Source organism: Brachybacterium fresconis, assembly GCF_017876515.1.
Lineage (GTDB): Bacteria > Actinomycetota > Actinomycetes > Actinomycetales > Dermabacteraceae > Brachybacterium > Brachybacterium fresconis.
This window is the reverse complement of sequence record NZ_JAGIOC010000001.1, coordinates 4,389,574-4,413,012: the sequence shown is the minus strand read 5'-3', so window position 1 is coordinate 4,413,012 and position 23,439 is coordinate 4,389,574. Positions and strand designations below refer to the sequence as shown.

General features: G+C 68.1%; 19 protein-coding genes. 9 read left to right on the top strand and 10 right to left on the bottom strand.

Going from position 1 to position 23,439, the window contains the following annotated elements; genetic code table 11:
- The first annotated feature begins 27 nt into the window (after positions 1-27).
- The 3 genes from JOF44_RS19570 to JOF44_RS19560 are packed head-to-tail and all read left to right on the top strand — an operon-like array spanning position 28 to position 3,237.
- A complete protein-coding gene (locus JOF44_RS19570; protein WP_342591860.1) occupies positions 28-1,278 on the top strand; it encodes a glycosyltransferase in 1,251 nt (416 codons plus the stop codon).
- The gene (locus tag JOF44_RS19565) at positions 1,275-1,958 is read left to right on the top strand and encodes a TVP38/TMEM64 family protein (RefSeq protein ID WP_209895329.1); all 684 of its coding nucleotides are present in this window, start codon (positions 1,275-1,277) and stop codon (positions 1,956-1,958) included. Before JOF44_RS19570 ends, JOF44_RS19565 begins: the two co-directional genes overlap by 4 nt.
- Before the next feature lie 13 nt (positions 1,959-1,971).
- Entirely contained in the window at positions 1,972-3,237 is a 1,266-nt protein-coding gene (locus JOF44_RS19560; RefSeq protein WP_245349027.1) for a glycosyltransferase, read from the top strand.
- Here the strand turns inward: JOF44_RS19560 and JOF44_RS19555 are convergent.
- The 4 genes from JOF44_RS19555 to dnaK form a co-directional block, all read right to left on the bottom strand.
- Positions 3,155-3,592, bottom strand: a complete 438-nt coding sequence (locus JOF44_RS19555) for a heat shock protein transcriptional repressor HspR (RefSeq protein WP_209895327.1) — start codon at positions 3,590-3,592, stop codon at positions 3,155-3,157. The genes JOF44_RS19560 and JOF44_RS19555 overlap by 83 nt on opposite strands.
- Before the next feature lie 139 nt (positions 3,593-3,731).
- On the bottom strand, positions 3,732-4,772 hold the full coding sequence (locus JOF44_RS19550; RefSeq protein WP_209895326.1) for a DnaJ C-terminal domain-containing protein: 1,041 nt from the start codon (positions 4,770-4,772) through the stop codon (positions 3,732-3,734).
- Positions 4,773-5,010: 238 nt separating this feature from the next.
- A complete protein-coding gene (locus tag JOF44_RS19545; protein WP_209895324.1) occupies positions 5,011-5,673 on the bottom strand; it encodes a nucleotide exchange factor GrpE in 663 nt (220 codons plus the stop codon).
- Entirely contained in the window at positions 5,673-7,547 is a 1,875-nt protein-coding gene (dnaK, locus tag JOF44_RS19540) for a molecular chaperone DnaK (protein ID WP_209895322.1), read from the bottom strand. The genes JOF44_RS19545 and dnaK overlap by 1 nt, the downstream gene beginning before the upstream one ends.
- A 306-nt stretch (positions 7,548-7,853) precedes the next feature.
- Here dnaK and JOF44_RS19535 point away from each other — a divergent pair, with 306 nt between their 5' ends.
- Genes JOF44_RS19535 through JOF44_RS19520 form a run of 4 tightly spaced genes read left to right on the top strand, consistent with a single transcriptional unit; the run spans position 7,854 to position 12,973 of the window.
- Positions 7,854-8,591, top strand: a complete 738-nt coding sequence (locus tag JOF44_RS19535; RefSeq protein ID WP_209895320.1) for a TnsA-like heteromeric transposase endonuclease subunit — start codon at positions 7,854-7,856, stop codon at positions 8,589-8,591.
- On the top strand, positions 8,588-10,567 hold the full coding sequence (locus JOF44_RS19530) for a DDE-type integrase/transposase/recombinase (RefSeq protein ID WP_209895318.1): 1,980 nt from the start codon (positions 8,588-8,590) through the stop codon (positions 10,565-10,567). Before JOF44_RS19535 ends, JOF44_RS19530 begins: the two co-directional genes overlap by 4 nt.
- Entirely contained in the window at positions 10,564-11,643 is a 1,080-nt protein-coding gene (locus JOF44_RS19525; RefSeq protein WP_209895315.1) for an AAA family ATPase, read from the top strand. The genes JOF44_RS19530 and JOF44_RS19525 overlap by 4 nt, the downstream gene beginning before the upstream one ends.
- A 43-nt stretch (positions 11,644-11,686) precedes the next feature.
- On the top strand, positions 11,687-12,973 hold the full coding sequence (locus tag JOF44_RS19520) for an ISL3 family transposase (RefSeq protein WP_209895313.1): 1,287 nt from the start codon (positions 11,687-11,689) through the stop codon (positions 12,971-12,973).
- A gap of 45 nt (positions 12,974-13,018) precedes the next feature.
- Here the strand turns inward: JOF44_RS19520 and mobF are convergent, their stop codons facing one another.
- Positions 13,019-16,462, bottom strand: coding sequence for a MobF family relaxase (gene mobF / locus JOF44_RS19515; protein WP_209895311.1), 3,444 nt, complete (start codon positions 16,460-16,462; stop codon positions 13,019-13,021).
- Between the two features lie 632 nt (positions 16,463-17,094).
- Between mobF and JOF44_RS19510 the strand changes: the two genes are divergently transcribed.
- Entirely contained in the window at positions 17,095-17,916 is an 822-nt protein-coding gene (locus JOF44_RS19510) for a CDP-alcohol phosphatidyltransferase family protein (RefSeq protein WP_209895309.1), read from the top strand.
- Entirely contained in the window at positions 17,913-19,352 is a 1,440-nt protein-coding gene (gene ribA / locus JOF44_RS19505; RefSeq protein WP_209895307.1) for a GTP cyclohydrolase II RibA, read from the top strand. Before JOF44_RS19510 ends, ribA begins: the two co-directional genes overlap by 4 nt.
- On the opposite strand, the gene JOF44_RS19500 is transcribed toward ribA, so the two are convergent.
- The 5 genes from JOF44_RS19500 to JOF44_RS19480 are packed head-to-tail and all read right to left on the bottom strand — an operon-like array spanning position 19,282 to position 23,331.
- Positions 19,282-20,139, bottom strand: a complete 858-nt coding sequence (locus JOF44_RS19500; protein WP_165770801.1) for a lysylphosphatidylglycerol synthase domain-containing protein — start codon at positions 20,137-20,139, stop codon at positions 19,282-19,284. The two genes, ribA and JOF44_RS19500, sit on opposite strands and share 71 nt — an antisense overlap.
- Before the next feature lie 11 nt (positions 20,140-20,150).
- Positions 20,151-21,113 carry a class I SAM-dependent methyltransferase gene (locus JOF44_RS19495; RefSeq protein WP_209895300.1) on the bottom strand — a complete coding sequence of 321 codons (963 nt, stop codon included), beginning with the start codon at positions 21,111-21,113 and terminating at the stop codon, positions 20,151-20,153.
- 32 nt (positions 21,114-21,145) lie between these two features.
- On the bottom strand, positions 21,146-22,138 hold the full coding sequence (locus JOF44_RS20910; RefSeq protein WP_209895298.1) for a glycosyltransferase family 4 protein: 993 nt from the start codon (positions 22,136-22,138) through the stop codon (positions 21,146-21,148).
- On the bottom strand, positions 22,135-22,518 hold the full coding sequence (locus JOF44_RS19485) for a 6-pyruvoyl trahydropterin synthase family protein (RefSeq protein WP_092102483.1): 384 nt from the start codon (positions 22,516-22,518) through the stop codon (positions 22,135-22,137). Before JOF44_RS19485 ends, JOF44_RS20910 begins: the two co-directional genes overlap by 4 nt.
- The gene (locus JOF44_RS19480) at positions 22,519-23,331 is read right to left on the bottom strand and encodes a zinc-dependent alcohol dehydrogenase (RefSeq protein WP_096146768.1); all 813 of its coding nucleotides are present in this window, start codon (positions 23,329-23,331) and stop codon (positions 22,519-22,521) included.
- Positions 23,332-23,439: the final 108 nt, after the last annotated feature.

Here is a 23,439-nt window from a genome sequence, read left to right as displayed (position 1 = left end):
GGCGCCGGCGGGTGCGAGTCTGCAGGGGTGGAACTGACCAGGATGCGCCCCGCCGACCGAACCGGCACCGCGCAGCGCCCGCTGCGGGTGCTGCTGACCACCGACTGGTGGGAGCCCGTCGTCAACGGCGTCGTCGCCTCGGTGGCGACGCTGCGTCGGGAGCTGCTCGCGCTCGGCTGCGACGTCCGCGTGCTGACCCTGTCACCGGGGATGCGCACCCGCAGCGAGGAGGGCGTCTACCGGATCGGCTCCGTCTCGGCCGGACTGTTCTACGACCGGGCACGCCTCGGGATGCCGGCCGGACGTCGGGTGCTGCGCGAGATCCTGCATTGGGGACCGGACGTCGTCCACTCCCACTGCGAGCTCTCCACCCACATGTGGGCCCGCCGCATCGCGAAGTCCCTCGGGGTGCCGCTGGTGCACACGTATCACACCATCTACGAGGACTACACGCACTACTACTCCCCCAGCCGCACCGTCGGCCGGAAGGTCGTGGCGACCTTCTCGCGCGGCGTGCTGGCGGGGACCGACGCCGTCATCGCCCCGACGGCGAAGGTGGCACGACTGCTGGGCGGCTATGGCGTGCACCGGCCGGTCCACGTGGTCCCCACCGGCCTGGACCTGCATCGATTCCGTCCCGCCCGCACCGTGGCCGAGCAGAGCGATGTCAGCGCCCTGCGCGAAGACCTCGGCATCACCGCCGGGCAGAAGGTGCTGGTCTCCGTGAGCCGCCTGGCCAAGGAGAAGAACCTCGACGAGGTGCTGGACCTGGTGGCCGGGACCGGACGCGAGGACACCGTGCTGGTGCTGGTCGGCGAAGGGCCCTACCGCGCCGAGCTCGAAGCCCGCGCCGCCGCCCTGGGGATCGCGGACCGGGTCCGCTTCACCGGAGTGGTCGATCCGGCCGAGGTCCAGCGCTGGTATCGCATCGGGGACGCCTTCGTCAGCGCCTCGCGCAGCGAGACCCAGGGGCTGACGTTCATCGAGGCCCAGGCCAGCGGTCTTCCGCTGCTGTGCCGTCGGGATCCGTCGCTGGACAGCGTCGTGATCGCCGGACGCACGGGATGGCAGTACGAGACCGCCGCGGAGTTCTCGAGCCGGCTCGATGAGCTGCTGGACGATGGTGCGCTGCGCCGGGAGATGTCCCGCGCCGCGGTCGAGCACGCCCGGGCCACCTGCGGTGCGCAGGAGTTCGGCCAGGCTGTGCTCGAGGTGTACCAGCAGGTGCAGCGTCGCCGGAGCCCGCTGATCATCGCCCCGCAGGCGGTGGCCGCATGAGCACCGTGACGGACTCCGTCCCCGTGGTCACCGCATCGCCCCGCACCGCGGCCCCCGTCCGGGTCGCCCGACCCGCGGCCGCGGCCCCCGGCGCCCGGCGGGATCCGCTGCGCCTCGCCGCACGCCTGGCACCGCTGGTCGGCCTCGCCGTGAGCATCGCTCTGGTGGTGGTGGGGCTGCAGACCGGGGTGCTGCAGTCGCTGGAGAACCTCCAGGCGTTCATCGACTCGCTCGGCGCCTGGGGCCCGGTGGTCTTCCTCGTCGTCTCCGCCGCCTCGGTGGTGTTCCCCATCGTGCCCGGCGGCCTGCTGGTGATCGCCGGCCCCGTGCTGTTCGGAGCAGTCGAGGGGACGGTGTACAACTATCTCGCCGTCAGCGCGGGCTCGATGCTGAACTTCCTCATCGCCCGCCACGTCGGTCTCGCTCTGATCGAGCGGATCTTCCCGGCCCGGACCGTCGAGAAGTTCCTGGGCTGGACCCGGCACGCGAACTTCACCCGGGCCTTCGCGCTCGCGATCGCGCTGCCCATCGCTCCCGATGACCTGCTGTGCTACATCGCGGGGACCACCCGCATGCGCTGGCGCACCTACGTGGCGATCATCCTGCTGTGCAAGCCGTGGGCCATGATCGCCTACGGCCTCGGCGTCAGCACCGTCGTCCTGCGCTTCCTGCCCTGGTGAACGGAGACCTGCCATGTACATGAGGACCCGTGCCGTGCGGCGCCCCCGCCGCACCGGGGACCGCGCCGCGCATCGCGTGCGCACGGCCCTGCGCGCCGTGCGCTCCGCGCTGCCCGGCCGTCAACCCCGGGGCGACGTCCGTTCCGATCAGCCGCTGCGGGTGCTGATGCCCCGCGGGCTGGCGGGGCTGGCCGGCCAATCCGGCATCGGCGCCGCCATGCGCCACCAGGAGATGGCGGTGCGCTCCCTCGGCCACCAGGTGGTCACCAATCCGCTGCGTCCCTTCGACGTGGTGCACCTGAACACCCCGTTCCCCGACACGCCCCTGATCGCCCGGTGGGCGCACCTGTGGCGGCGACCGGTGCTGATGTGGGCGCACTCCACGGAGGACGACTTCCGCGACTCGTTCCCCGGCGCCAATGCCGTGGCCCCGCTCTTTCGCCGCTGGATCGCGCATCTGTACCGCCGCGGCGACGCCGTGGTCACCCCCAGCGAGTACTCCCGGGCGCTGATCTCGGCTCCGAAGTACGGCCTGACCGCCCCGGTGCACGTGCTCTCCAACGGCGTGGACACCACGTTCTTCCGTCCCGATCCGAGCGCGCGGGAGCGGCTGCGGGCCTCCCTCGGCCTCGCGGACGACGCGACGATCGTGATCAGCGTGGGGATGCATCTGGTGCGCAAGGGGATCCTGGACTGGGTGGAGGTCGCCCGGCGCCTGCCCGGGGTGACCTTCATCTGGTACGGCACCACCGATGAGCGTCTGCTGACGGCCGACGTGCGCCGCGCCCTGGCCACCGCCCCCGCCAATGCTCTGTTCCCCGGGTACGTCAGTGCGGAGACGCTGCGCGAGTCCTACTGCGGCGCCGACGCCTTCTGCTTCCTGAGCAAGGAGGAGACCGAGGGGATCGTGCTGTGGGAGGCGCTGGCCTGCGAGATCCCCGCGCTGGTGCGGGCGATCCCGCTGTATCGCGAGCGGATGCCCGACGGGGTGCTCACGCACCAGGTCGCCGGGGACGGCCCGGAATTCGCCGGCGACGTCGCCGTGCATCTGTCGGAGCTGCTGGGAGGCCGGCTGGCTGATCTCACCGCGGCGGGCCGAACGGCGGCCGAGGAGGTCGACCTCGGCCAGGTCGCCCGCGACCTGCAGCAGATCTACGACGTCACCGGCGCGCGCCCGCACCGGCGCCGGCGCTTGGTCAGCGGCGACGCGGGGGACGCCACAGCACGAGCGCTCCCGACTCGCGCCGCTGGGGGCGCTGCCCCCGGCGCAGGGCGCTGATCTCCCCGTCCCGGTCCGCGGCGAACACGCGCCGCTGGGCCGGGGTGAGGGAGTCGAGGGATTCCTGGACGCTCTCGAGCTGATCGACGAGGTCGGTGACCTCGTCCTGCAGCTCGAGGATCCGCTTGATGCCGGCGAGGTTGATGCCCTGCTCCTGGGAGAGGCGCTGGACCTCGCGGAGCTTGGCCACGTCGCGGGCGCTGTAGCGCCGCCCGCGGCCGAGGGTGCGCTGCGGGGAGACCAGCCCGAGCCGGTCGTACTGGCGCAGGGTCTGGGGGTGCATGCCGGAGAGCTCGGCCGCCACGGAGATCACGAACACGGGGGCCCGCTCGTCGATGCGGTGCTGGGCTGCCATGTCGGTGATCCTCCTTCCTGCGGGACGGTCGTCCCATCACGGCCGATGCCGATGCCGTGGCCTCCACTGTCCCACGCCGTGCGGCGCGAGCAGGGCATCGGGGACGCGGCCGCCGATCCGACCGCGGTCCCGAGGACGGTCAGCGCGCGGCGGCCTCGGCGAGCCCGGCGCGCGGGTCCTCGTCGGCCAGGGCCTCGCGCAGGTCCTCGACCGCCTTCTTGGCGGCCCCCTCGACATGGGTGGGGACGGCGATCTCCACGGTGACCATGAGGTCGCCGGTGGTCTTCTTCGTGGCGATGCCCTTGCCGCGCACCCGCAGGGTGCGGCCCGACGGGGTGCCGGCCGGGATCTTGAGGGTCACGGAGCCGCCGTCGAGCAGGGGCACGGAGACCTTGGTGCCGAGCACGGCCTCGTCGAAGGAGACCGGCAGGGTCAGGTGCAGGTTCGTGCCCTCGCTGTGGAAGACGGGATGCTCGTCGACGTCGAGGGTCAGCAGCAGGTCTCCGGCGGGGGCGCCGCCGGGTCCGGGCCGGCCCTTGCCGCGCAGGCGGATCTTCTGCCCGTCGTGCACGCCGGCGGGGATGCGGGTGGTCAGCGAGCGGCCGTCGACGCTGAGCCGGATCTCGGTGCCCAGCGCCGCGTCGCGGAAGCTGATGCGGGTGCGGGCGGAGAGGTCGGCACCCTTCGCGGGGGCGCCGCCGGCGCTGCCGGGGAACCCTCCCCCGCCGCTGAAGCCGGATGCACCGCCGCCCTGGCCGAACATGCGCAGGATGTCGTCGAGGTCCGGATTGCCTGCACCTCCGGCCGTGCGCGCGCCGCCGGCGCCGGGTCCTCCGGCACCGGGGAAGCCGCCGCCCTGGCCGCCGCCGAACATGGAGGAGAAGACGTCCTCGAAGCCGGCTCCTCCGGGCCCGCCCTGGCCTGCGGAGAAGCGTGCGCCGCCGGAGCCCATGGCGCGGATCGCGTCGTACTGCTCGCGCTGCTCGGGATCATTGAGCACCGAGTAGGCCTCGCCGATCTCCTTGAACTTCTCCTCGGCCTTGGCGTCCCCGGGATGGTGATCGGGGTGGTACTTCCGGGCCTGGGAGCGGTAGGCCTTCTTGATCTCCTGCGCGCTCGCGTCCTTCGAGACGCCGAGGACCGCGTAGAAGTCCTTGTCGAGCCAGTCCTGGGAGGACATGTGCGTCTCCTTCCGAGAGCGTCAGGTACTTCGTGGGGTGCGGGGTGGAACGGGTGCGGGGCCTGCCGACCGGTCATCGGCCGGCAGGCCCCGCACCGCCGTGAGGTGGATCCGTCAGGCTGAGCCGATCAGGCGGGCTCGTCTGCCTGATCTCCTGCCGCTCGCAAGCTCACAGCACGTCGATCAGGCGGGATCATCTGCCTGATCTCCTGCCGTTCGCAAGCTCACAGCACGTCGATCAGGCGGGACCACGGGTCCCGACGCGCGCCGGGCGCAGCACCCGGTCGTTCATCGAGTATCCCGGCTGGATCACCAGCGAGATGGTCGCGGTCTCGACATCCTCGGCGTCCTCGTGCATGAGGGCCTCGTGGATGGTCGGGTCGAACTCCTCCCCGACCGCGCCGAAGCGCGTCAGCCCGTGGGTGGCGAGGGTGTCCTCGAGCTTCTGGGCGATCGCGTGTAAGGGGGTGCCCTCGGCGATGTCACCGTGCTGGCGCCCCGCCTCCACATCGTCCAGGACCCCGATCAGCGAGGTCAGGACACGGCCGACGGCCGCCTCCTTGCCCGCTTCGGCCTGGGCCTCGATGCGTCGGCGCGAGTTGACGTACTCGGCCTGCTCGCGCTTGAGCTCCTCGGAGAGCTCGGCGACCTTGCCCTCCAGCTCGGCGACGTACCCGGCATCGGCCGGGGCGGACTCCTGCCCGCCCTCGGCCGCCTGCTCGTAGAGCGTCGCGGCCTCGGCGTCGATCGGATCCACCGGCTGTGCCGGATCGGCCTGGGTGTCCCCGTCGGGACGGATGCTGCCGTCCTCCGGGTTCACCTTCCGCTTGTCGGTGAAGGAGAACCTCGGCTCGCCCTCCGGGCGCTCAGCGTCGTCGGGGGTGCTCCGGTCCTCGGTCATCACTTCTTCTCCTCGTCCTCGTCCACGACCTCCGCGTCGACCACGTCATCATCGTCGGACGATGCCTCGGCGCCGCTCTCGGCAGCACCCTCGGCGCCCTCGGCGCCCTCAGCACCCTCGGCCTGCGAGTAGATCGCGGTGCCGACGGCCTGCAGGGCCTCGTTCAGGCTTTCGCTCTTGGCCTCGAGGTCCTCCGTGGAGGCGTCCTCCTTGGCCAGCTCGTCCTTGGCCTCCTTGATGGCGTCCTCGGCCTTGGTCTTGTCGGCGTCGGCGATCTTGTCCTCGTTGTCCTTGAGCAGCTTCTCGCCCTGGTAAACGAGCTGCTCGACGGAGTTGCGGGTGTCGGCGTTCTTGCGACGCTCCTCGTCCTCGGCGGCGTGGGCCTCGGCGTCCTTCACCATGCGGTCGATGTCCTCGTCGGACAGGGCGGAGCCGCCGGTGATCTGGATGGACTGCTCGTTGCCGGTGCCGCGGTCCTTCGCGGTCACGTGCACGATGCCGTTGGAGTCGATGTCGAAGGTGACCTCGACCTGCGGGATCCCGCGGGGCGCCGGGGCGATGCCGGTCAGCTCGAAGGTGCCGAGCATCTTGTTGTCCCGGGTGAACTGACGCTCGCCCTGGAACACCTGGATCGCCACGGAGGGCTGGTTGTCCTCGGCCGTGGAGAAGACCTCGGAGGTCTTGGTCGGGATGGCCGCGTTGCGCTCGATGAGCTTGGTCATCACGCCGCCCTTGGTCTCGATGCCGAGGGACAGCGGGGTGACGTCCATGAGCAGGACATCCTTGCGCTCGCCCTTGATGACGGCGGCCTGCAGGGCGGCGCCGACGGCGACGACCTCGTCGGGGTTGACCGACTTGTTGGGCTCCTTGCCGTCGGTGAGGTTCTTGACGGCCTCGGTGACGGCCGGCATGCGGGTGGAGCCGCCGACGAGCACCACGTGGTCGATGTCGGAGACCTTGATCCCGGCATCCTTGATCACCTGGTGGAACGGGGACTTGGTGCGCTCGAGCAGGTCCGAGGTCATGTCCTCGAACTGGGCGCGGGAGAGCTTCTCGTCCAGGTGCAGCGGACCGTTCTCCGTCATCGACAGGTACTGCAGCGAGATGGAGGTGGAGGTGGAGGAGCTCAGCTCCTTCTTGGCCTGCTCGGCGGCCTCCTTGAGGCGCTGCAGCGCGATCTTGTCCTTGGAGAGGTCCACGCCCTCCTTGTTCTTGACCTGGGAGATCAGCCAGTCGACGACCTTCTGGTCCCAGTCGTCGCCGCCCAGGCGGTTGTCGCCCGCGGTGGCCTGGACCTGGATGGTCGAACCCTCGTCGTCCTTGCCCACCTCGAGCAGGGAGACGTCGAAGGTGCCGCCGCCGAGGTCGAAGACCAGGATCTGCTCGTCGTCCTTGCCCTTCTCCAGGCCGTAGGCGAGAGCCGCGGCGGTGGGCTCGTTGATGATGCGCAGGACGTTGAGGCCGGCGATGGTGCCGGCATCCTTCGTGGCCTGACGCTCGGAGTCGGAGAAGTACGCGGGGACGGTGACGACCGCGTCGGTCACGTCCTCGCCCAGGTAGGACTCGGCGTCCTTCTTGAGCTTGCCGAGCACGCGGGCGGAGATCTCCTGCGCGGTGTACTTCTTGTCGTCGATCTCCGTGCTCCACTCCGTGCCCATGTGGCGCTTGACGGAGGCGATGGTGCGATCGACGTTGGTGACGGCCTGACGCTTGGCGACCTCACCGACCAGGACCTCACCCTGCTTGGAGAAGGCGACGACCGACGGGGTGGTGCGGGAGCCCTCGGCGTTGGCGATCACCGTGGGCTGGCCGCCCTCGAGGACGGAGACGGCGGAGTTGGTGGTACCGAGGTCGATTCCGACGACACGGGACATGGGTGCCTGCCTTTCTGCGACGGATGCGCCGCATGGTCTTCCTGCGATGCGCCGACCCGGAGGCCGACGGCAAGACTTGAGCTGTACGCACTCAAGTAGAGAACCTCGCTCCAGGCCTGTCAAGCCGACGTGCACTGAACTTGAGTACACCACACTCAACTTTGGCGGGGCTGCGAGTATTCCAGGCACGAGCCGACGTGGGGCGGATCACTGTTGTAGGTTCCGGGACAAGTTGGCCATTTCCGGGTTTCTTGGCCAGCGCGTGTCAGATTTCCGGCTCACCTGTCAGACGGGCAGGATGATCTTGTGGGCGGACGCGAGGTGTTCCTCCGGTACTGCACCGTCGCCGGCGACGAGGTCGCGACGACGTGGGAGGAAGCACGTGCCGATCTGATCGTCGAGGGCTTGCCCATCCGGGTGCCACCGACCTACCGAGGCCAACGGAGCTACCCGGGCCTGTTCTGGGCCGCGACCAACGATCGGACGCTGGTCTACGAGAGCTTGCTGGAGCTTGACAGACTGTGGCTGGCGGACCACGACCCGAGCGTCGAGGGAATCTGTACGCAGCCATTCCAGATCACGGGGCGCGACGGTGACAGTCGGCGTGCGCACGTGCCTGATCTGCTGCTTGTCCACTCGGATCGGACGGTCACCCTCGTCGACGTAAAGCCCGCAGCGTTCCTCGAGAAGCCACGAGTCCGAGCCCAGTTCGACTGGACGCGCGCGTTGTGCCGCAGCAAGGGATGGCGTTACGAGATCTTCAGCGGCGGCAACCCCACGGTCCTGCGTAATCTCAAGCTGCTGGCGGTCGGTCGACGCCCCGACCGATTGCCTGATGAGTACCTGGCAGAAGCGCGGGCAAGGTTGGACGAGGCCGAAAGCACGCTGGGCAAGATGCTTGCCCTCAGGCCCGTGAGCTACGAAGAGAGCTTGTGGCGAGTGGCGGTCTTCGCTCTCGTGTGGGTTGGCGAGTTCACGTTCGATCTCCGTCAACCCGTGAACGCCGAGACGCTCCTCCGACGCACCGCCGGGGTGCTGGCGTGAGCACGGAGAGCTTGGATACGTCGGTGGGTGCGCGGCTCTGGTACGAGGGCGCGGCCTGGACAGTCGTACAGCTCGATGGGTCCACCGTCTTGTTGCGCTCCGTCGATCGGTTCTTGCGCGTCCATGCGCCCGCTCTGGTGGGCGCGGCTCGACCGTTGGACGACCCCCCGCACGAGGGAGGCCCGCATGCCGAGCTTGATGCGGTCATCCTCGCCGGCCTGACGAGTGCTCAACGAGCTCGCATCGAGGTCGAAGCCGAGATCTACAACCAGCTCGTGCTGGCCCTCAGCGACGTGCCGCTTGAGCAGCGCTACGAGCAGGCGGCTGTGAAGCTGAAGATCTCGCCGCGCTCCGCTCGGCGCCGCGCGACCCGGTATGTCGAGCGAGGTCTGGCCGGCCTGGTCGATTCGCGCTTGCTCCAGCCTTCCCACCGCGCGGTCGCCCCGGAATGGGACCAGACCTGCCGCGAAGTGCTCGACTCCTACACGGACCGATCGAACCCCACGATGCGCACCGTACTTCGCAGGACGAACGCGCTCTACCTGGAGCAGAACCCCGGAGCTCCGGTCCCGTCGCAATCCGTCGCCTATGAACGCTTGCGTGAGTTGGACAAGGGTCGGTACACGTTCGGGGCGGCGAAGCAGAGGCGCTCGGTGGCGGAACGCCCTGGGGGTGTGCTGGGTCGGATGCGAGCGGATCGGCCGGGCCAGTACGTCGTTCTCGACACCACCCCGCTGGACGTGTTCGCGATGGAACCGGTCACGGGCCGGTGGATCAATACCGAGCTGACGGTGGCGATGGACTTGTACTCGCGGTGCATTCTCGGCTTGATCCTCCGCCCGATCTCGACCACCGCGCAAGACGTCGCGGCAGTGTTGTTCCAGGTGGTCACCCCGCAGGCCTGGGGCCCGCCGAGTGATGAAGACGTCCCGGCGCCGTACGTCGGGGTGCCGGAGACCCTGTTGGCGCAGGAGAGTGGCGCGTTGCCGGACACGATCGTGGTCGATCATGGCAAGGTTTATCTCTCCCTGCGCACTCGAGCGGTGTGCCAGCGGCTGGGGATCAACATCCAGCCCGCGATCCCTCATAAGCCGACGGACAAGCCCGCGATCGAGCGGTTCTTCCGCACCTTGCGTCAGCAGCTGCTCGAGCACCTGGCCGCTTACAAGGGTCCGGACATCTACTCCCGCGGCAAGAACATCGAGGGCCAGGCGTTCTACTACGTGCCCGAGCTCGAAGCGATCCTCCGCGAATGGGTGCGGATCTACCACCACACCCCGCACCGGGGTCTGTGTGACCCGCTGCTGCCGTGGGTGGAGCTGTCGCCGGCGGAGATGTTCGCTCGCGGCATGGCCACCGCCGGGGTGCTGCGGCTCCCGGCCAGCGATGATTTGCGGATGGAGTTCCTGGACGTCGCCTGGCGGTCGATCCAGCACTACGGCGTCGAGATCGACGGGCGCCGCTACGATGGGCTGGCTCTCAACCTCCACCGCGGAGCCCGATCACCCCATGGAGGCGCGCATGCGGGCAAGTGGCCGATCATGGTCGACCGCGACGACGTGCGCACCGTCTACTTCCAGGACCCCGACACCCGGACCTGGCACGACCTGGAGTGGGAGCACGCGCCCGGCCTAGACGCACCGCTCAGCGCCGAAGCCGCCACCTTCACCCGAAAGCTCAGCCAGCAGACCAACCGGCACGTCGATGCCGGGGCCGCGCTCGATGACCTGTTGGCACGATACAGCAAGGGGGCAGTCACCGGCCGCCGCGAGAAGAATCTCGCCCGCCGCCTTGCCGCACAACCAGCCAGGGACAACGCCGCGCCGGCTGCCGGTGACGTGCCGGCGGTGATCGACCTGTCCGCCCATCTCGAGCGTCGCCGGGCACAGGCTCAGGTCGCTGACGATCTCGATGTGTTTGAGCAGTACTACGCGCAGCACCCGGATGCGGACGGGCTGGAGGTGTTCGACGAGTGAGCGAGAATCCGTGGGCGCAGTGGCTGCACCGGTACGACACGGTGCCCTACCAGCTATCGCGTAAGGAGGGCTGGGATGCGTTCGTCAACGCAGGCACCCGGCCGCAGTTCGAGGTGCTTAACCGCGCGGAGATGCGCGCGCTGCACGCGGACGCATTGGCGGACTACAACGAGGCGCGGTGCGTGTGGAACGCGAACCCGGCGACGATCAAGACGCAGCAGCTATCCCGGGCATTCGATGTGCTGGACCAGGTCATGGCCTCGAATCGGCGCGATGGCGACAAGCTGCGAGGAGCGGCGGTGATCGATGCCGAGCCAGGGCTGGGCAAGACCACGATCGCGACGCGGTTCGCGCGGGAAGTCCACCGCCGCGAGTACCGTCGCCACTCCCCCGAAACGGCGGACGGCAGCCAGCGACTGCCTGTGGCTTTCGTGCCCCTGAACGCGGGGGTGACGCTGAAGGGCCTGAACCAACAGCTGCTGAAGTTCTACGGTCATCCCGCGGCCTCGAGGTCGACCCGCACCCAGCTGACGTCCTTGGCCATGGACTGTGTGACCACCTGCGAGACGAAGCTGATAGTCATCGATGATCTGCACTTCGTGGACTTCCGGCATCGGAACGGGCTGGAAGTCTCCAACCACCTCAAGGGACTGGCCAACGTGCTGCCGGCAACGTTCCTGTTCGTGGGGGTGAACCTGGAAGCGAAGAAGTTCTTCGACGAGGGCCTTCTGGGGGAGGACGCGGCGTATGCGCAGACGAGTCGGCGCACCACGCGGTGCCCCGTCGCGCCATTCAGTTTCGGCGACGGTCACAGCGCCCGAGCGTGGACGGATCTTCTGGTGACATTGGAGCGGCATCTGATTCTCGCCGACGCAGAGCCCGGCATGCTGACCAGTCAGGCGCGGGAGTTGCATCGGCGCACACAGGGGCGGATCGCGTCGTTGATGAACCTGATCGACCGCGCCGCCTACCTTGCGATCACCACCGGCGTCGAGGCCATTACCCGGCTCTTCGCGGCTCGTGGTGAAGGAGAGCGTCGCGTCGCTGGCGTAGAACGGCCCGTGGTCCTGCTGTGATGGGTGTTGTCAAGACATCCACACCTCAGAGGACCACGAGCCTGTGCACGAGAATACTGGTTCGCAGCGAGATGCTGCGAGCACGATCTTCAACCTGCCCGACTACCACGTCGTCGACGCGATCGACCTGCCCGACGGAGGCCGTCGAGTGGTGATCGCCTCGACCGTCCCGCCCGGATGTCCGTCCTGCGGGGTGCTCGCGACCAAGGTCCACTCCCGCCGGTCCCAGCACGTCCGGGACGTGCCCGTGGCCGGGGCTGTGGAGGTGGTGTGGGCCAAGCGGCGCTGGTTCTGTCTCGAGCCGGCCTGCGCCCGGCGCACGTTCTGGGAAGCCACCGATCAGGTCCCCCACCGCGCGCGATCGACGATCCGGCTGCGAAACCAGATCGTCTCCGCAGTGATCACCTCGGGTCGGGCAGCCTCAGAAGTGGCCCGGGCCCATGGCGTCTCGTGGTGGCTGGTCCAGGCAGCGCTGGCCGCTGCCGCAGTGGTCCTGCCCACCGCCGAGGACGTGCCCGTGACGCGCCTGGGCATCGATGAGCACCGCTACCGTTCGGTGCGCTGGTTCCGCACCGATGAAGGTGCCTGGAGACGGTTCGAGCCATGGATGACGACCCTGGTCGACCTGACCACCGGGCAGGTCCTCGGCGTCGTCGACGGCCGGGACTCCACCGCCGTCGGGGACTGGCTGGCCCAGCGTTCGGACGCCTGGCGGGAGCGGATCGAGATCGTTGCGATCGACCCGTCGGCCGCGTTCCGCAAGGCACTGCGGACCTACCTGCCCCGTGCTGCGGTCTCGGTTGACAAGTTCCACCTCGTGAAGCTCGGAAATGACATGGTCACCACCGTCCGTCAGCGCCTGGCTCGCACTCATCGCGGTCGTCGGGGCCGGAAGGATGACCCGGCTTGGGCGCACCGGATGCTGTTGCTGCGCGGCGCTGACACCCTGAGCCCGCGTGCCTGGGAGCGGTTGGAGACGGTGTTCCGCACCGATGATCCCACCGACGAGCTCTCCGCCGCTTGGGGCATCAAAGAGCAGCTCCGCCGCCTCCTGGATACCGACACCCTCGCCCAGGCCTGGGACGAACGGATGCGGATGGGCTACTTCTCCCAGATCGCGAATATGCCCGAGGCGACCAAGCTCTACGACACCATCGTGACCTGGTGGGACGCGATCGAGGTCCTCATCGTCACCGGCGCGACCACCGCCCGAGTCGAGGCCGCGAACACCGGCATCAAGAACATCAAACGCACCGGCCGCGGCTTCCGAAACGCGGAGAACTACCGGACCCGTATCCTGCTGGCCAGCGCCGCGAAAACCGTAGCGTGAATACCCGCCCCAACAGGGTCATTCACCACGAACCGCGAAGAGCCGCTACAGGCCGCGTGTTGGCCCGTCCCGGCGTGCCCCGCTGCGGTGACGGTCGTGCTCGATAGGGTCACTGATCTGCCGCTGTCGCTCCAGCACCTGCTGTCGCTGGTTCTCCCGCTCGGCGCGTTTCGTCTCAATCTGTCGGGCGGCGGCGTTCACGGGCAGCATGCGCAGTTCGTTGGCCTCAGCCCGGGCCAGGGCGGCTCTCGCGCGGGCGTCTTGAACGTTGCGTTGCGGGCTGATCGTGCTCATACCGAACTGAGCGCGGCGGGCGTGGTCGATCCCGTACTCGCTGACGAGCAACGCCGTGCGTTCCTGCCGGTGCCGCTTCCGCATCGTTTCGCGGTCGGCGGTGGCGGCATCGACGGTCTCCGCGGCCTCAGCCACGCGGGGGTCTGCCTCGGCGCGGTTCGCGGCGACCTTGCTTGCCCATTCTGGGAGACGATCAGGGTTCGCCGGTGTGGTGCCCCACTCGGTTCTGACCTGCCCGCGCAACGTCCGGGTGCGCTCGGTCGCGGCCTGGTGCTCGGTACGGGCTTTGCGTCTGCCGAACCTACCTACGGTAGCGAGGCGACGACGGGCGGCGGCCTCGTCTACGACCGCATCGAGGTACGCGGCACCATCGCGCTCAGCCTGCACCGTCAGTGGCTGGGTGACCTCAGCACGCACCTGCTCGGCGGCGTCTTCGGCCTTGCGGAGCACACCAGCGCTCCAGTTGTCTTCGGCTCGATGGGTCGAACGTTGAGCGCCGAACCTGGCGGCGATCTGCTCCCACCGTTCCGCTGCCCGCTCCGCTCGTTCGGCTTCGTGGTTGAGGCGGGCGAGTTCTTCGGTGACCAGTCTCACGGGGCCGTCTGTGACGAATCCGCGCACCGCCTCTCTCGCGGCGCGGATGGCGTGGTCGAGGCCCTGGTCTGCGGGGTCGCGTTCCATCGCCTCGATGAACTGCGCCCTGGCGTCGGCCATGTCCTCGGCAACGAGGTGGAGCCGGTTGGTCTGACGGCCTCGGGTCATGCCGACGTAGACCCCTGCCGCGCTCGTCGCCTCCGACAGCATCGTGTGCGAACCATCCACGGTTGCGCCTTGGACGCCGTAGGCAGTTGCGGCGTAGGACAGGTGCGCGTGCTCACCCACATACTCGGCAGGTAGGGTGACGGTGCGGGGGTTCTTGCGCCCGGTGCCGACCTCACGGGCATAGACGGTGCCGTCGTTCTCGACGTGTTGGACGATCCACTGCTGCCGGTTCGCCACCCCCACATCGCTGTCGTTGCGGCGGGTCTGGATGAGGTCACCCGCTCCGATGCTCAGCCCGTCGCTGCCGGTCGCCGTCACAATGTCGTCAACCTCGCCCGCCTCGACACGTCCGGCGCGGATGCGCTCGTTCAACGCGGTGGCTTCATGGTTGGTCGCCACGGTGATCGCCTCGCCCTGGTGGGCGTTGTCGGTGATGTGCTCGCGAACCCGCTCATCATCAGCGTGCAGTATCACGAGCCCCATGGCGGTGAGTCGGTCGAACACTTCGCCGGGGTTCTCCCGGTCGCGCATCGTCAACGTGAGTGCCGCGTACTCTGCGTCAGTGAACCGGTGGAGTTCGGTCATGTCGTAGGTGCGGCCCCTGATCTGCGCGGCCATGTCGAGCACCCCGCCCCGGCCGACGGCGGGGAGTTGTGCGCGGTCGCCGACGAACGCGATGGTTGCGCCTGCCTCGGCGGTGATTGTGAGGAGTGCTTGGGCGGTGTCTTGGTCGAGCATCCCGGCCTCGTCCACAATCACCCGCTCACCCCACGACAGCACAGCATCGCGAGCGGGGCCGGTGAAGGTGCTCCCGGTGTCGGGGTCGGTGTCGCCGGGTGCGAGGCGCACCCAAAGGCCATCGGAGTTCCAGCGCCATCCGTGCGCGTGCACGAGCGCTGCAACACTCGTGGCGGGAACGCCGAGTTCTTCGTGTGCGACCTGCGCCGCGCGTAGCGTGGGTGCAACCACCCGCGACGCACGCCCGTGCTCGGCGGCGACGTCGATGGCGGTGCGCAGCATCGTCGTCTTCCCGCTCCCCGCAGCGCCCTCCACGATCACCAACGGATCGGCCGATGCCACCGCCGCCGCAGCCACCGTCTGCCCCTCATCCAGCCCCGCCCTGAGCGCAGCCTCGATCACGTCCGGATGCTCCGGCACAGCCGCGGCCAGGCGGTCGCGGAGCGCGGTCTCGGCGGCGACCACGGTGAGGCTGGTCAGGTGCGCGACATGCTCCGGCGTTGCGGCCTCCGGCAGGAGCACGGAGAAGCAATCCGCGACCGCAAGGTCGGTCGCTATCGCGATGAACTCGCGCAACTCAGCGGGGGTTGCTTGCACGCCGTGTTCGGTGGTGATGCGGGTGACATGCTCCTGCACCGTGTGTGTCGTCCATGCCGATGATGCGGCGGCGCAGCGATCCAGCGCCCGCGATGCAACCTCCTGCACCGCAAGATCATCCACCCGCACCGGGCGCTGCACGGTGCTGCGTCGAGGTGCAGCGGGGTCGTATCCGGCGTCGGTGAGTTCCTGCACCCACCACTGCTCGTTCTTCAGATCAGCGGGCTTCTTCCCGGGCCGCTGGTGCGTCCAGGCGATGCCCTGCAACCTGGCCGTCATCACCGGGCCGAGCACTTCGCCGGGATGCGCCGCTTCCCATTCGGCTTCGAGACGGTCAAGGTTGCGCCTGATCTGCGCCGACCGCTTCGACATCACCCCATTGAACGGCTGCAACTCCGCCACCTCACCGGAGACGGGATCGAGGGTCAGGCCATGCTCCGCGAGGGTCTGTGTGAGGTGCGGGTGTGCGGCGATGACCGCGGTGCCGAGGGCGCGGATCGCGCCCTGCTGCTTGAACAACGCCGCAGTATCGAGCGCCCGCCATTTCCCAGCCGCCCACACCCGAGTACCGATCTGCATATGGATATGCCGGTGAGGATCGCCCGCCCGCGATGTCCTGTGCCGGATGCCGACGACCTGCATCTGCTCGATAGGGATGACTTCTCGCGCGTCGCGCGGCCCGACTCTCGTGACGGAGTGCTGGCCGAGCCACCGCCGAATCTCCGCCAGAGCGTCCTGCTGAGCCTGATCGAGAGCGGCGGAGACTTCGGGGTGGAGGGCGGCGGCAACCGACAAGCTCTTGGGCGCGTTGATCGTCATCTCCGCAAACAACGGCGACCCCTTCGACCCCTCGCCGGGCTTGCGTGGGGTGCCCATCAACTCGCCCGCGATCGGGTCTGTCCAGTCCACCCACCCCTCATACTCCTCGGCGGTCAGGGAATGGGTAACCGTGACCTCGCCGTGGGCGTCGAGCACCGCGTACTCGGCGACGGCGTTGTCCGCGCCAAGATAGTACTCGTCGGCGCGGGAGCGGTCGGCCTCGACATAGCGGCGCGCGGCAGCACCGCTGCCGCGGAACAGGATCACGCCGCCCTTCATCTGGGCCTCCTCTCATGAGTCGTCTCATGAGGGAGGTGTGCACCACGGCCCCGCCGTGGCATACGTGCATGGCGCCCTCGTTGACCGAGGTGAATCCCTCGAGAAAGGGGCGGTGGCTGTCATCGGCGAGTTCGACCAGGTCGTTCGAGTCGATGTCGAAGCGGAAGCACACGACCGGCCCGGGGCGTCCGGTTTCGAGCACGCCCAGAACACCGGTGAAACCGTCGCCCATCGCCTCGACAAGCTCCGGATCGGCTCCCTGCGACACTGCACGTTCGCGTTCGGCACCGAGTACGTCTGCCCCGGGCACACCCAAGCGAGCATCGGCGTCGTGGAGTTCGGGTCCGTAGACCGTGTCCCAGCCCAGATCACGCAGGACTGTGATGATCGCCGAGGTGGTCCGGAATTCCGTCCATCCCGGCTCGGCGAACTGGTGGAAGTCCCGTCGCCAAGCGACGAGCTGGTCCTGGAGCTGGAGTGCCACACTCACGTGCACACCTCGATTCGATCGGCAGAAAGATACCTTCGCATCCTATTGCTTCATGACAGTGATAGTCACAGGTATGACGGTGATAGCCACAGGCTGGGCTGTCGTCGACTGACAACCTCGTCAACTGTGGTAGAACGGAAGCATGCGCACTTCCCACTCATCCGGAAAGTCACCCGGCCTCCGACTCCTCACGCCGCTGGCCCTGCTCGGCGCTGCCACTCTGATCTCTGCGGTGCTCCAGCCGCAGTGGTCAACGGTTCTCATCATGCTCGCCCTCTTCGGCCTCGGCGCCGGCCGGAGTCTGTTCCGCGCCGAGAGGTGGCGGCCGGCCGACGACGTGACAACCGTACGGCTCGGACTCATCATGGTCTTCACCGCCCTCATCATCCGCGATGATGGCTTCTCGTGGACGGCGATCGTCGTCGGTGGGCTGGCGCTCATCCTCGACGCCTGCGACGGCTACGTGGCACGGCGAACCAGGGCCACCTCGGCGGGGGCCGACTTCGACGAATCCGTCGATGCTCTCGTTGTGCTCGTCCTCTCCGTCGCACTCGTCCCCATCTGGGGATGGTGGGTTGTTCTGCCAGGCACCTTCTACTATCTCTTCCGCGGGGCAGCTCTGCTGCGGCCCGCCTGGAGACAGCAGCAGCTGCCGCCGTCGGTCCTGCGCAAAACGATCGCGGCAAGCCAAGGAATCCTCCTCCTCATCGCTGGGTCACCAGTGGCTCTGGCAAATCCGAGTCTCGGCATCATGAGCGCAGTGATCGCCCTCGCTGCGCTCATCTTCTCCTTCGGCCGCGACATCCTGTGGCTCGAGCGGCATGCCGGACCCCAGATTCCGGGCGGTTCCAACAGATATGCAGATGACTTCGCCCGGCTCCAGCCTGCTTCGCAGAAGGCAGAAGCTGTTTCGGGGAATGCAGAAGACTCAGAACGCCTGCCTGTACGTAGACTTGGACCATGACTGCCTTGCACAGAAGCACGGACTCAACCGTCCTGGTCGGCGGGCCTCCGAGCAAGCTGCCCACCGTCCACGGGCTCTTCACGCTCCGCACCTACACTCACGATGGAACGGCCCACGCAGTGATGTCGATCGGCGACCCGGCTGCTGTGGATGCTCCCCTCGTGCGAGTCCACAGCGAATGTCTTACCGGCGATGCCCTCGGCTCGCATCGCTGTGACTGCGGTGACCAGCTCTCGGCTTCGCTCGCCGCCATTGCTCACGCCGGCACCGGTATTCTCATCTATCTGCGCGGGCATGAGGGCCGCGGGATCGGACTTGAGAACAAGCTGCGCGCCTACGCCCTCCAGGACGCCGGTCTCGACACCGTCGCCGCGAACCGTGCTCTCGACCTGCCCGATGATGCACGCGACTACACAGCGGCGGCAGCGATCCTCAACGATCTCGACTGCCCGCGAATCACTCTGCTGTCCTCGAACCCGAGCAAGGTCACCGCCCTTGAGGGCATGGGCATCACGGTGGCCGACCGCCTCAGCCTCCAGGTGCCGGACCGGCCGGAGAACGCAGGATACCTCGAGGCCAAACGCCGCCTTATGGACCATATCGCCCCTGCCGAGCACCCACACGTCGACACCACGGAGGCGAACACCGAGGGCACCGGGGACACCGCGAGCACAGTCGGCACAATCAGCACAGTCGGCGAAGAGGACACGCTGGCCGTCTACGACACGATCGCCGGTGGCGACGAGGTCGTCGCACAGCTGGCCCAGAGCGAGGACGGCTTCATCGCGACGTCCAATGGTGACGCACAGTTCGTCTCCGGGCAGATCGACCGCGCCCATCTCCATCGGATCCGGGCGTCTGTCGGTGCCGTCCTCGTCGGCTGCGGCACGGTCGTGGCCGACGATCCCCAACTGACGGTGCGCGCCGTCCCCGGGAAGAATCCCGTCCGCGTCATCCTCGACCCCCACGGTCGGATCCCCGCCACAGCGACCGTCCTCACCTCGCCCGAGGCTCCCACGCTGTGGCTCACCGGCGCCGAGGTTGTCCCCCCAAAGGACATCGGCGACCACGTCCATATGGTTCGGCTGCCAGCGACGGCGGACAGTGAGATCTCTCCCGCCACCATCATCTCGCTCATTCGCGAGCATGTCTCGGGATCGATCCTGGTCGAGGGCGGCGGACGGACGGTGTCATCGTTCCTCTCAGCCGGCGTGCTCGACCGACTGTTCCTCACCTCGGCGCCCGTACTCATCGGCAATGGGGTCCCAGGCATCCGCTTCGAGGGCACTGAGGTCATGGCTGAAGCGCTGCGTCGCCCGTTCCGCCGCTACCGGTTCGGTGAGGACATGTGCACCGAATACCTGCTCAGCAAGTCGGCGAGCGGCGGGTCGACGGAGAATGCTGATCGCTCTCCTGGTGACGCCTCCACAGCCTGAGCATGAGGGTGATCGCGCCCGGCAACGTTGAGATAGCGGCCAGGAGACCGTAGCCCGCCGATGTGGTGACCGCCCATTCGACCGAGCTCGCGAGACTGCCGGCAAGGATGCTCACGCTGACCTCGCGCACTCCCCAGCCGCCGACGCCAAGCGGGATGCTCATCGCTGCCAAGCCGACGACGGCGAGCGCCGGGATGACGGGACCTCCGAGGGCGAGCATCGCGATGAGGTAGAGGGCGAGGAAGGATCCGATGGTCACCGCCGCCATCAGCCACACGAGCCCGATGGTTGCTGCTCTCATCCCCCGCATGCCCACAATTGAGAGAACCCCGGTGACCACGGCGACCGCTGCGGCGATCCAGGCGAAGGCCGGGGCCACGGGGATGAGAGCGAGCGTGGCCGTGATGAAGAGCAGCGTGGTTGCGCTCAGCCGTTCGGCACCGACGACGGTCAGCGGAGACAGCCACCGGCGTGGCCCGGTATTGCGGTAGGCGGCGACACGAGCCAGGTCTCCGCTCAGTCCACCGGGCAGGAGGGTGTTGAGCAGACCGGCCGAGTAGCAGTCGGCAAGGGCTCGGCGCCGAGTCACCTGTGTTCCGGTCTGCTTCAGCAGCAGAGAGAACCGCATGGCTTGGGCGGTCGTGGCGAGCAGACCAAGGACCAGCGCCGCGAGGACCGTCATCGGCGTGACTACCTGTCCGCCTTCGAGCAGAGCCTGGACCCCGACGATGCGCACGGTGAGGACGAGCAAGCCGATGGTGATGAGCAGCATGAGCGCCCGTCGCACCCACAGCCTCCTCATCGCTTCGGTTCGCCTCTCCTCGTGCCGAGCTGAGCTGTCCTCGTGTCGTGTTGGACCGTGGCGTCGATGAGCACATCGGTGTGGTCGACGACGACGGTGAGCCCAGACTGGGCCCACCGGTCTTCCAACCATGCCCGGCCCCTCGCCTGCAGACGGGGTTCCTCCTCGATGGCGGCATCGACGCGTTCGGTGAGGAATCGGGTGAGGAACTCCGAGTCCCGTGGTGCTTCGAGGTGCCAGGGGCTGGCGGATGTCTCCACTTGTGCACCTGTGTTGCGCGCCGTCGTCTCCAGCACCGTCGCTGCGTGGGTGCCCAGGCGTGATTCGCGGAGCTGGTGGTGGGCGAATGCCTCGTCGAGGACACCGTCATCTGGATGTGAGGGGGTCAGACGCCACTGCCCGGAGATGCTGAGCAGGAACAGCCCGACCCCGGAGAAGCGATGCAGCGTCTCGACGATGGTCGCCAAGTCCTCGCGTGTGAGCACGTCGAGCAGGGCACTGCCGGTGATGAGGAGATCACACGAATCTGGCGACGCGGCGGCTGCTGTTCGTCGCTCGCCCCTTGGCTTGGCTGTGCCCACCTCCGTCAGGCTGGCTGTGCCCACCTCCGTGGCCACCTCACCCAGCACTTCGGCAGCGATGGCCGGCAGGGAGGAGATCGGGGCCGCGACCGTGCGCACCGTTGTACCAAATCTGTCGGCCGCGATCTCGAGTGCGGACTCATCGGCATCGACGAGCACCCAGTGCAGAGGACGCTCCGGCAGTCGTTGAGCGAGGCAGCGGTCGAAGAAGCGCATGGAGTTGCCGGTTCCGGCGCCGAGGTCGATGACGACCAGCGGTCGTTCTGTGCCTACTTGTCGTTCTGTGCCGACTTGTCGTTCCGTGTCGAGGCTCAGCGCGCGGGCCGCCTTGTCAAGGAGCGGAAGTGCATACTGTCGTGCAGCATCATCGAAGGGCACCCGCAGATCCAGCCAGTCCGGTTCTGCGGCGTTCATGAGACGCTCTCCAAGACGGAGAGCATGGTGCGCGCCGTCTCGTCCCACCCGTGCACAGAGGATTCCCTAGCTTCGAGCGCCGTGGCTGCGAGTTCGGTTCGGTAGGTCGCGTGTCTCATCCACCGTTCCAGGGCATCTGCCCATGTGGGGACGTCCAGTTCCAGTACGTGCCCGGCAACCAGGGCTTCCTGTGCCCCGGTGCCCGCGCTCACGAGCGAAGGAATAGCTGCGGCGGCGGCCTCGCGCACGACCATCCCGAAGGTCTCGGCCTTCGAAGGCAGGAGAAGCAGGTCCGCGTGCCGGTAGAGCTCATCGACGGCGGCACCGTCGAGTTCGCCCACACAATCCACCGAACTCAGTCCACCCAGTGCATCACACACGTCCGCGGCATAGTCGATGTCGGTGATGGGCCCGGCGAGGGTGCAACGCCAATCGGTGATGCCGCGTCGTCTCAGTTCCTGGAAGACGTGTGCGAGGAACAGCTGGTTCTTGTTGTCCTCCATCGCTGCGAGGCAGATGAGGTGGGCTGGCGAACCGGGCTGCGTCACGGGACGTGGATGCGTTCCGGGCAGGGCCACCTCGGCGGTGATGCCGTACTTCCGGGCCACCTCGGCGGCGGCGAATGCACTCGTCGTCACCACAGCGGATGCGGACCGCAGACAGTCGGCTTCACGACGGGCAGCGGCAGGTGTCTGTGCCAGCGAATGCTGGAGCATCACGATCGGACCCTGCAGGGGTGTGGGGAGGCTGCATCCGATGAGCCCGTCGATGAGGACCGGGCGGTCGCGCCCAGCCGCAGCATCGCCGGCTTCCTGACATCGTGCAACCAGCTGGCGCAACCTGGCCACGTCCTCGTCCGAGGGCTCGGGCCAGGTCCCAGGCCCGGTGATGCGCTCGATCCGCCCCTCGGCCGCGGCGGCGAGTTCGGAGTTGAAGCGCAGTCCCCCGCTGGTGCGGCCGAGGTCCGGTTCGATGAGGGTGTAGGTCACGGCCGATTCGCAACGGTATAGGACACCGCAGCGCGCGGGTTCTCGCGCAGATGGACCGTGATCCCGATCTCGGGACGGTCTGCGAGAGAAGTGGAGAGGTCGGTGCCGATGTATTCGGCGATCGCCTCGCTCGTCGACAGACGGCCCGCGAAATCGGGATGCTCATCGAGGTTCGTGTACCGCAGCGGTGTCAGGGCCTCGTCGAGCAGCGCCAGAGCCTCACCGATGTCAAGGACGACACGATGTTCGTCGAGTTCCTCCCGGGTGAACGTCACCTCGACGGCGAGGGTGGCACCGTGGAGAGCCTGCGCGGGCCCGAAGAATTCGTGCGGCAGACTGTGGGCGATCATAACGTGGTCGTTGACGCTGAGGCTGAACATTCAGGATCCTTCTTCGTAGTCGAGCACATGGCACAGGGTGGCTGTCGCGAGCGCAGTGTCGCTGCTGAGTTCGTCCATCAGCCATGGCAGGTCCTGCCACCCCGAAGTTCCGGTGATGAGGGCGTCGAAGCGGTCGTCGTGGAGTGCGCTCAGTGCGGCACCCAGTCTCTCGCTGCGGGTCCTCCGCGCGCGGTGTCCGGCCGGGACCTGGCCCACTTGGCTGGCGACGATCGAGAGGCGTCGGGCGTGGAAATCGGCACCGAGTGCCACCTGGGGCTCCGTGTCCCCGTACCACGAGGCTTCGACGACGGTCCCGTCATCGCCGGCGATCTCGAGGGCACGGGCCAGCCCGGCTTCGCTCCCGGAGGTATGGATGACGATATCGCAGTCATCACCGGCGTCCTCGGGAGCGAGCGCAGTCAGGCCCAGGCTGGTCAGGAGGGCACGTCGGTCAGGGTTGGTCTCGATGATTTCGAGGCGCTCGAGCGGAAGATGCGAGGCCAACAGAGCGGTGGCGGCACCGATCATGCCCCCACCGATGATCGCCACTCGGTCCCCGTAGTGCGGGGGTGACTGCCACAGGATGTTGAGCCCGGTTTCAGCGGCTCCGGCCAGCAGCGCCCGATGGTCGGAGATGCCCTCGGGTATCGGATGGACATCGTCCGGAACCACCAGGTGATGGCTGTGGTGGGGCAGCAGTCCGAAGACGCGCGTTCCGATCCATGCGGCCGGGCCTTCATCGACGATGCCGACGGCGAGATACCCGTAGGAGACGGGATGGGGGAAATCACCCAGTTGATGCGGGGCGGCCATGAGCTCCGCGACTCGTGGTGGCACTCGGCCGGTATGGACGAGGGTTTCAGTCCCCTTCGACACCGCCGAGGCGGTCGTGCGCACCCGCATCATCTGCTCCCCACCGGT

Excerpts from the sequence above, each read along its gene's own strand:
- JOF44_RS19565 (WP_209895329.1), top strand. The coding sequence starts at position 1,275 with ATGAGCACCGTGACGGACTCCGTCCCCGTGGTCACCGCATCGCCCCGC.
- JOF44_RS19560 (WP_245349027.1), top strand. The coding sequence starts at position 1,972 with ATGTACATGAGGACCCGTGCCGTGCGGCGCCCCCGCCGCACCGGGGAC.
- JOF44_RS19555 (WP_209895327.1), bottom strand. The coding sequence starts at position 3,592 with ATGGCAGCCCAGCACCGCATCGACGAGCGGGCCCCCGTGTTCGTGATC.
- JOF44_RS19550 (WP_209895326.1), bottom strand. The coding sequence starts at position 4,772 with ATGTCCTCCCAGGACTGGCTCGACAAGGACTTCTACGCGGTCCTCGGC.
- JOF44_RS19545 (WP_209895324.1), bottom strand. The coding sequence starts at position 5,673 with ATGACCGAGGACCGGAGCACCCCCGACGACGCTGAGCGCCCGGAGGGC.
- dnaK (WP_209895322.1), bottom strand. The coding sequence starts at position 7,547 with ATGTCCCGTGTCGTCGGAATCGACCTCGGTACCACCAACTCCGCCGTC.
- mobF (WP_209895311.1), bottom strand. The coding sequence starts at position 16,462 with ATGAAGGGCGGCGTGATCCTGTTCCGCGGCAGCGGTGCTGCCGCGCGC.
- JOF44_RS19510 (WP_209895309.1), top strand. The coding sequence starts at position 17,095 with ATGCGCACTTCCCACTCATCCGGAAAGTCACCCGGCCTCCGACTCCTC.
- ribA (WP_209895307.1), top strand. The coding sequence starts at position 17,913 with ATGACTGCCTTGCACAGAAGCACGGACTCAACCGTCCTGGTCGGCGGG.
- JOF44_RS19485 (WP_092102483.1), bottom strand. The coding sequence starts at position 22,518 with ATGTTCAGCCTCAGCGTCAACGACCACGTTATGATCGCCCACAGTCTG.
- JOF44_RS19480 (WP_096146768.1), bottom strand. The coding sequence starts at position 23,331 with ATGGCCGCCCCGCATCAACTGGGTGATTTCCCCCATCCCGTCTCCTAC.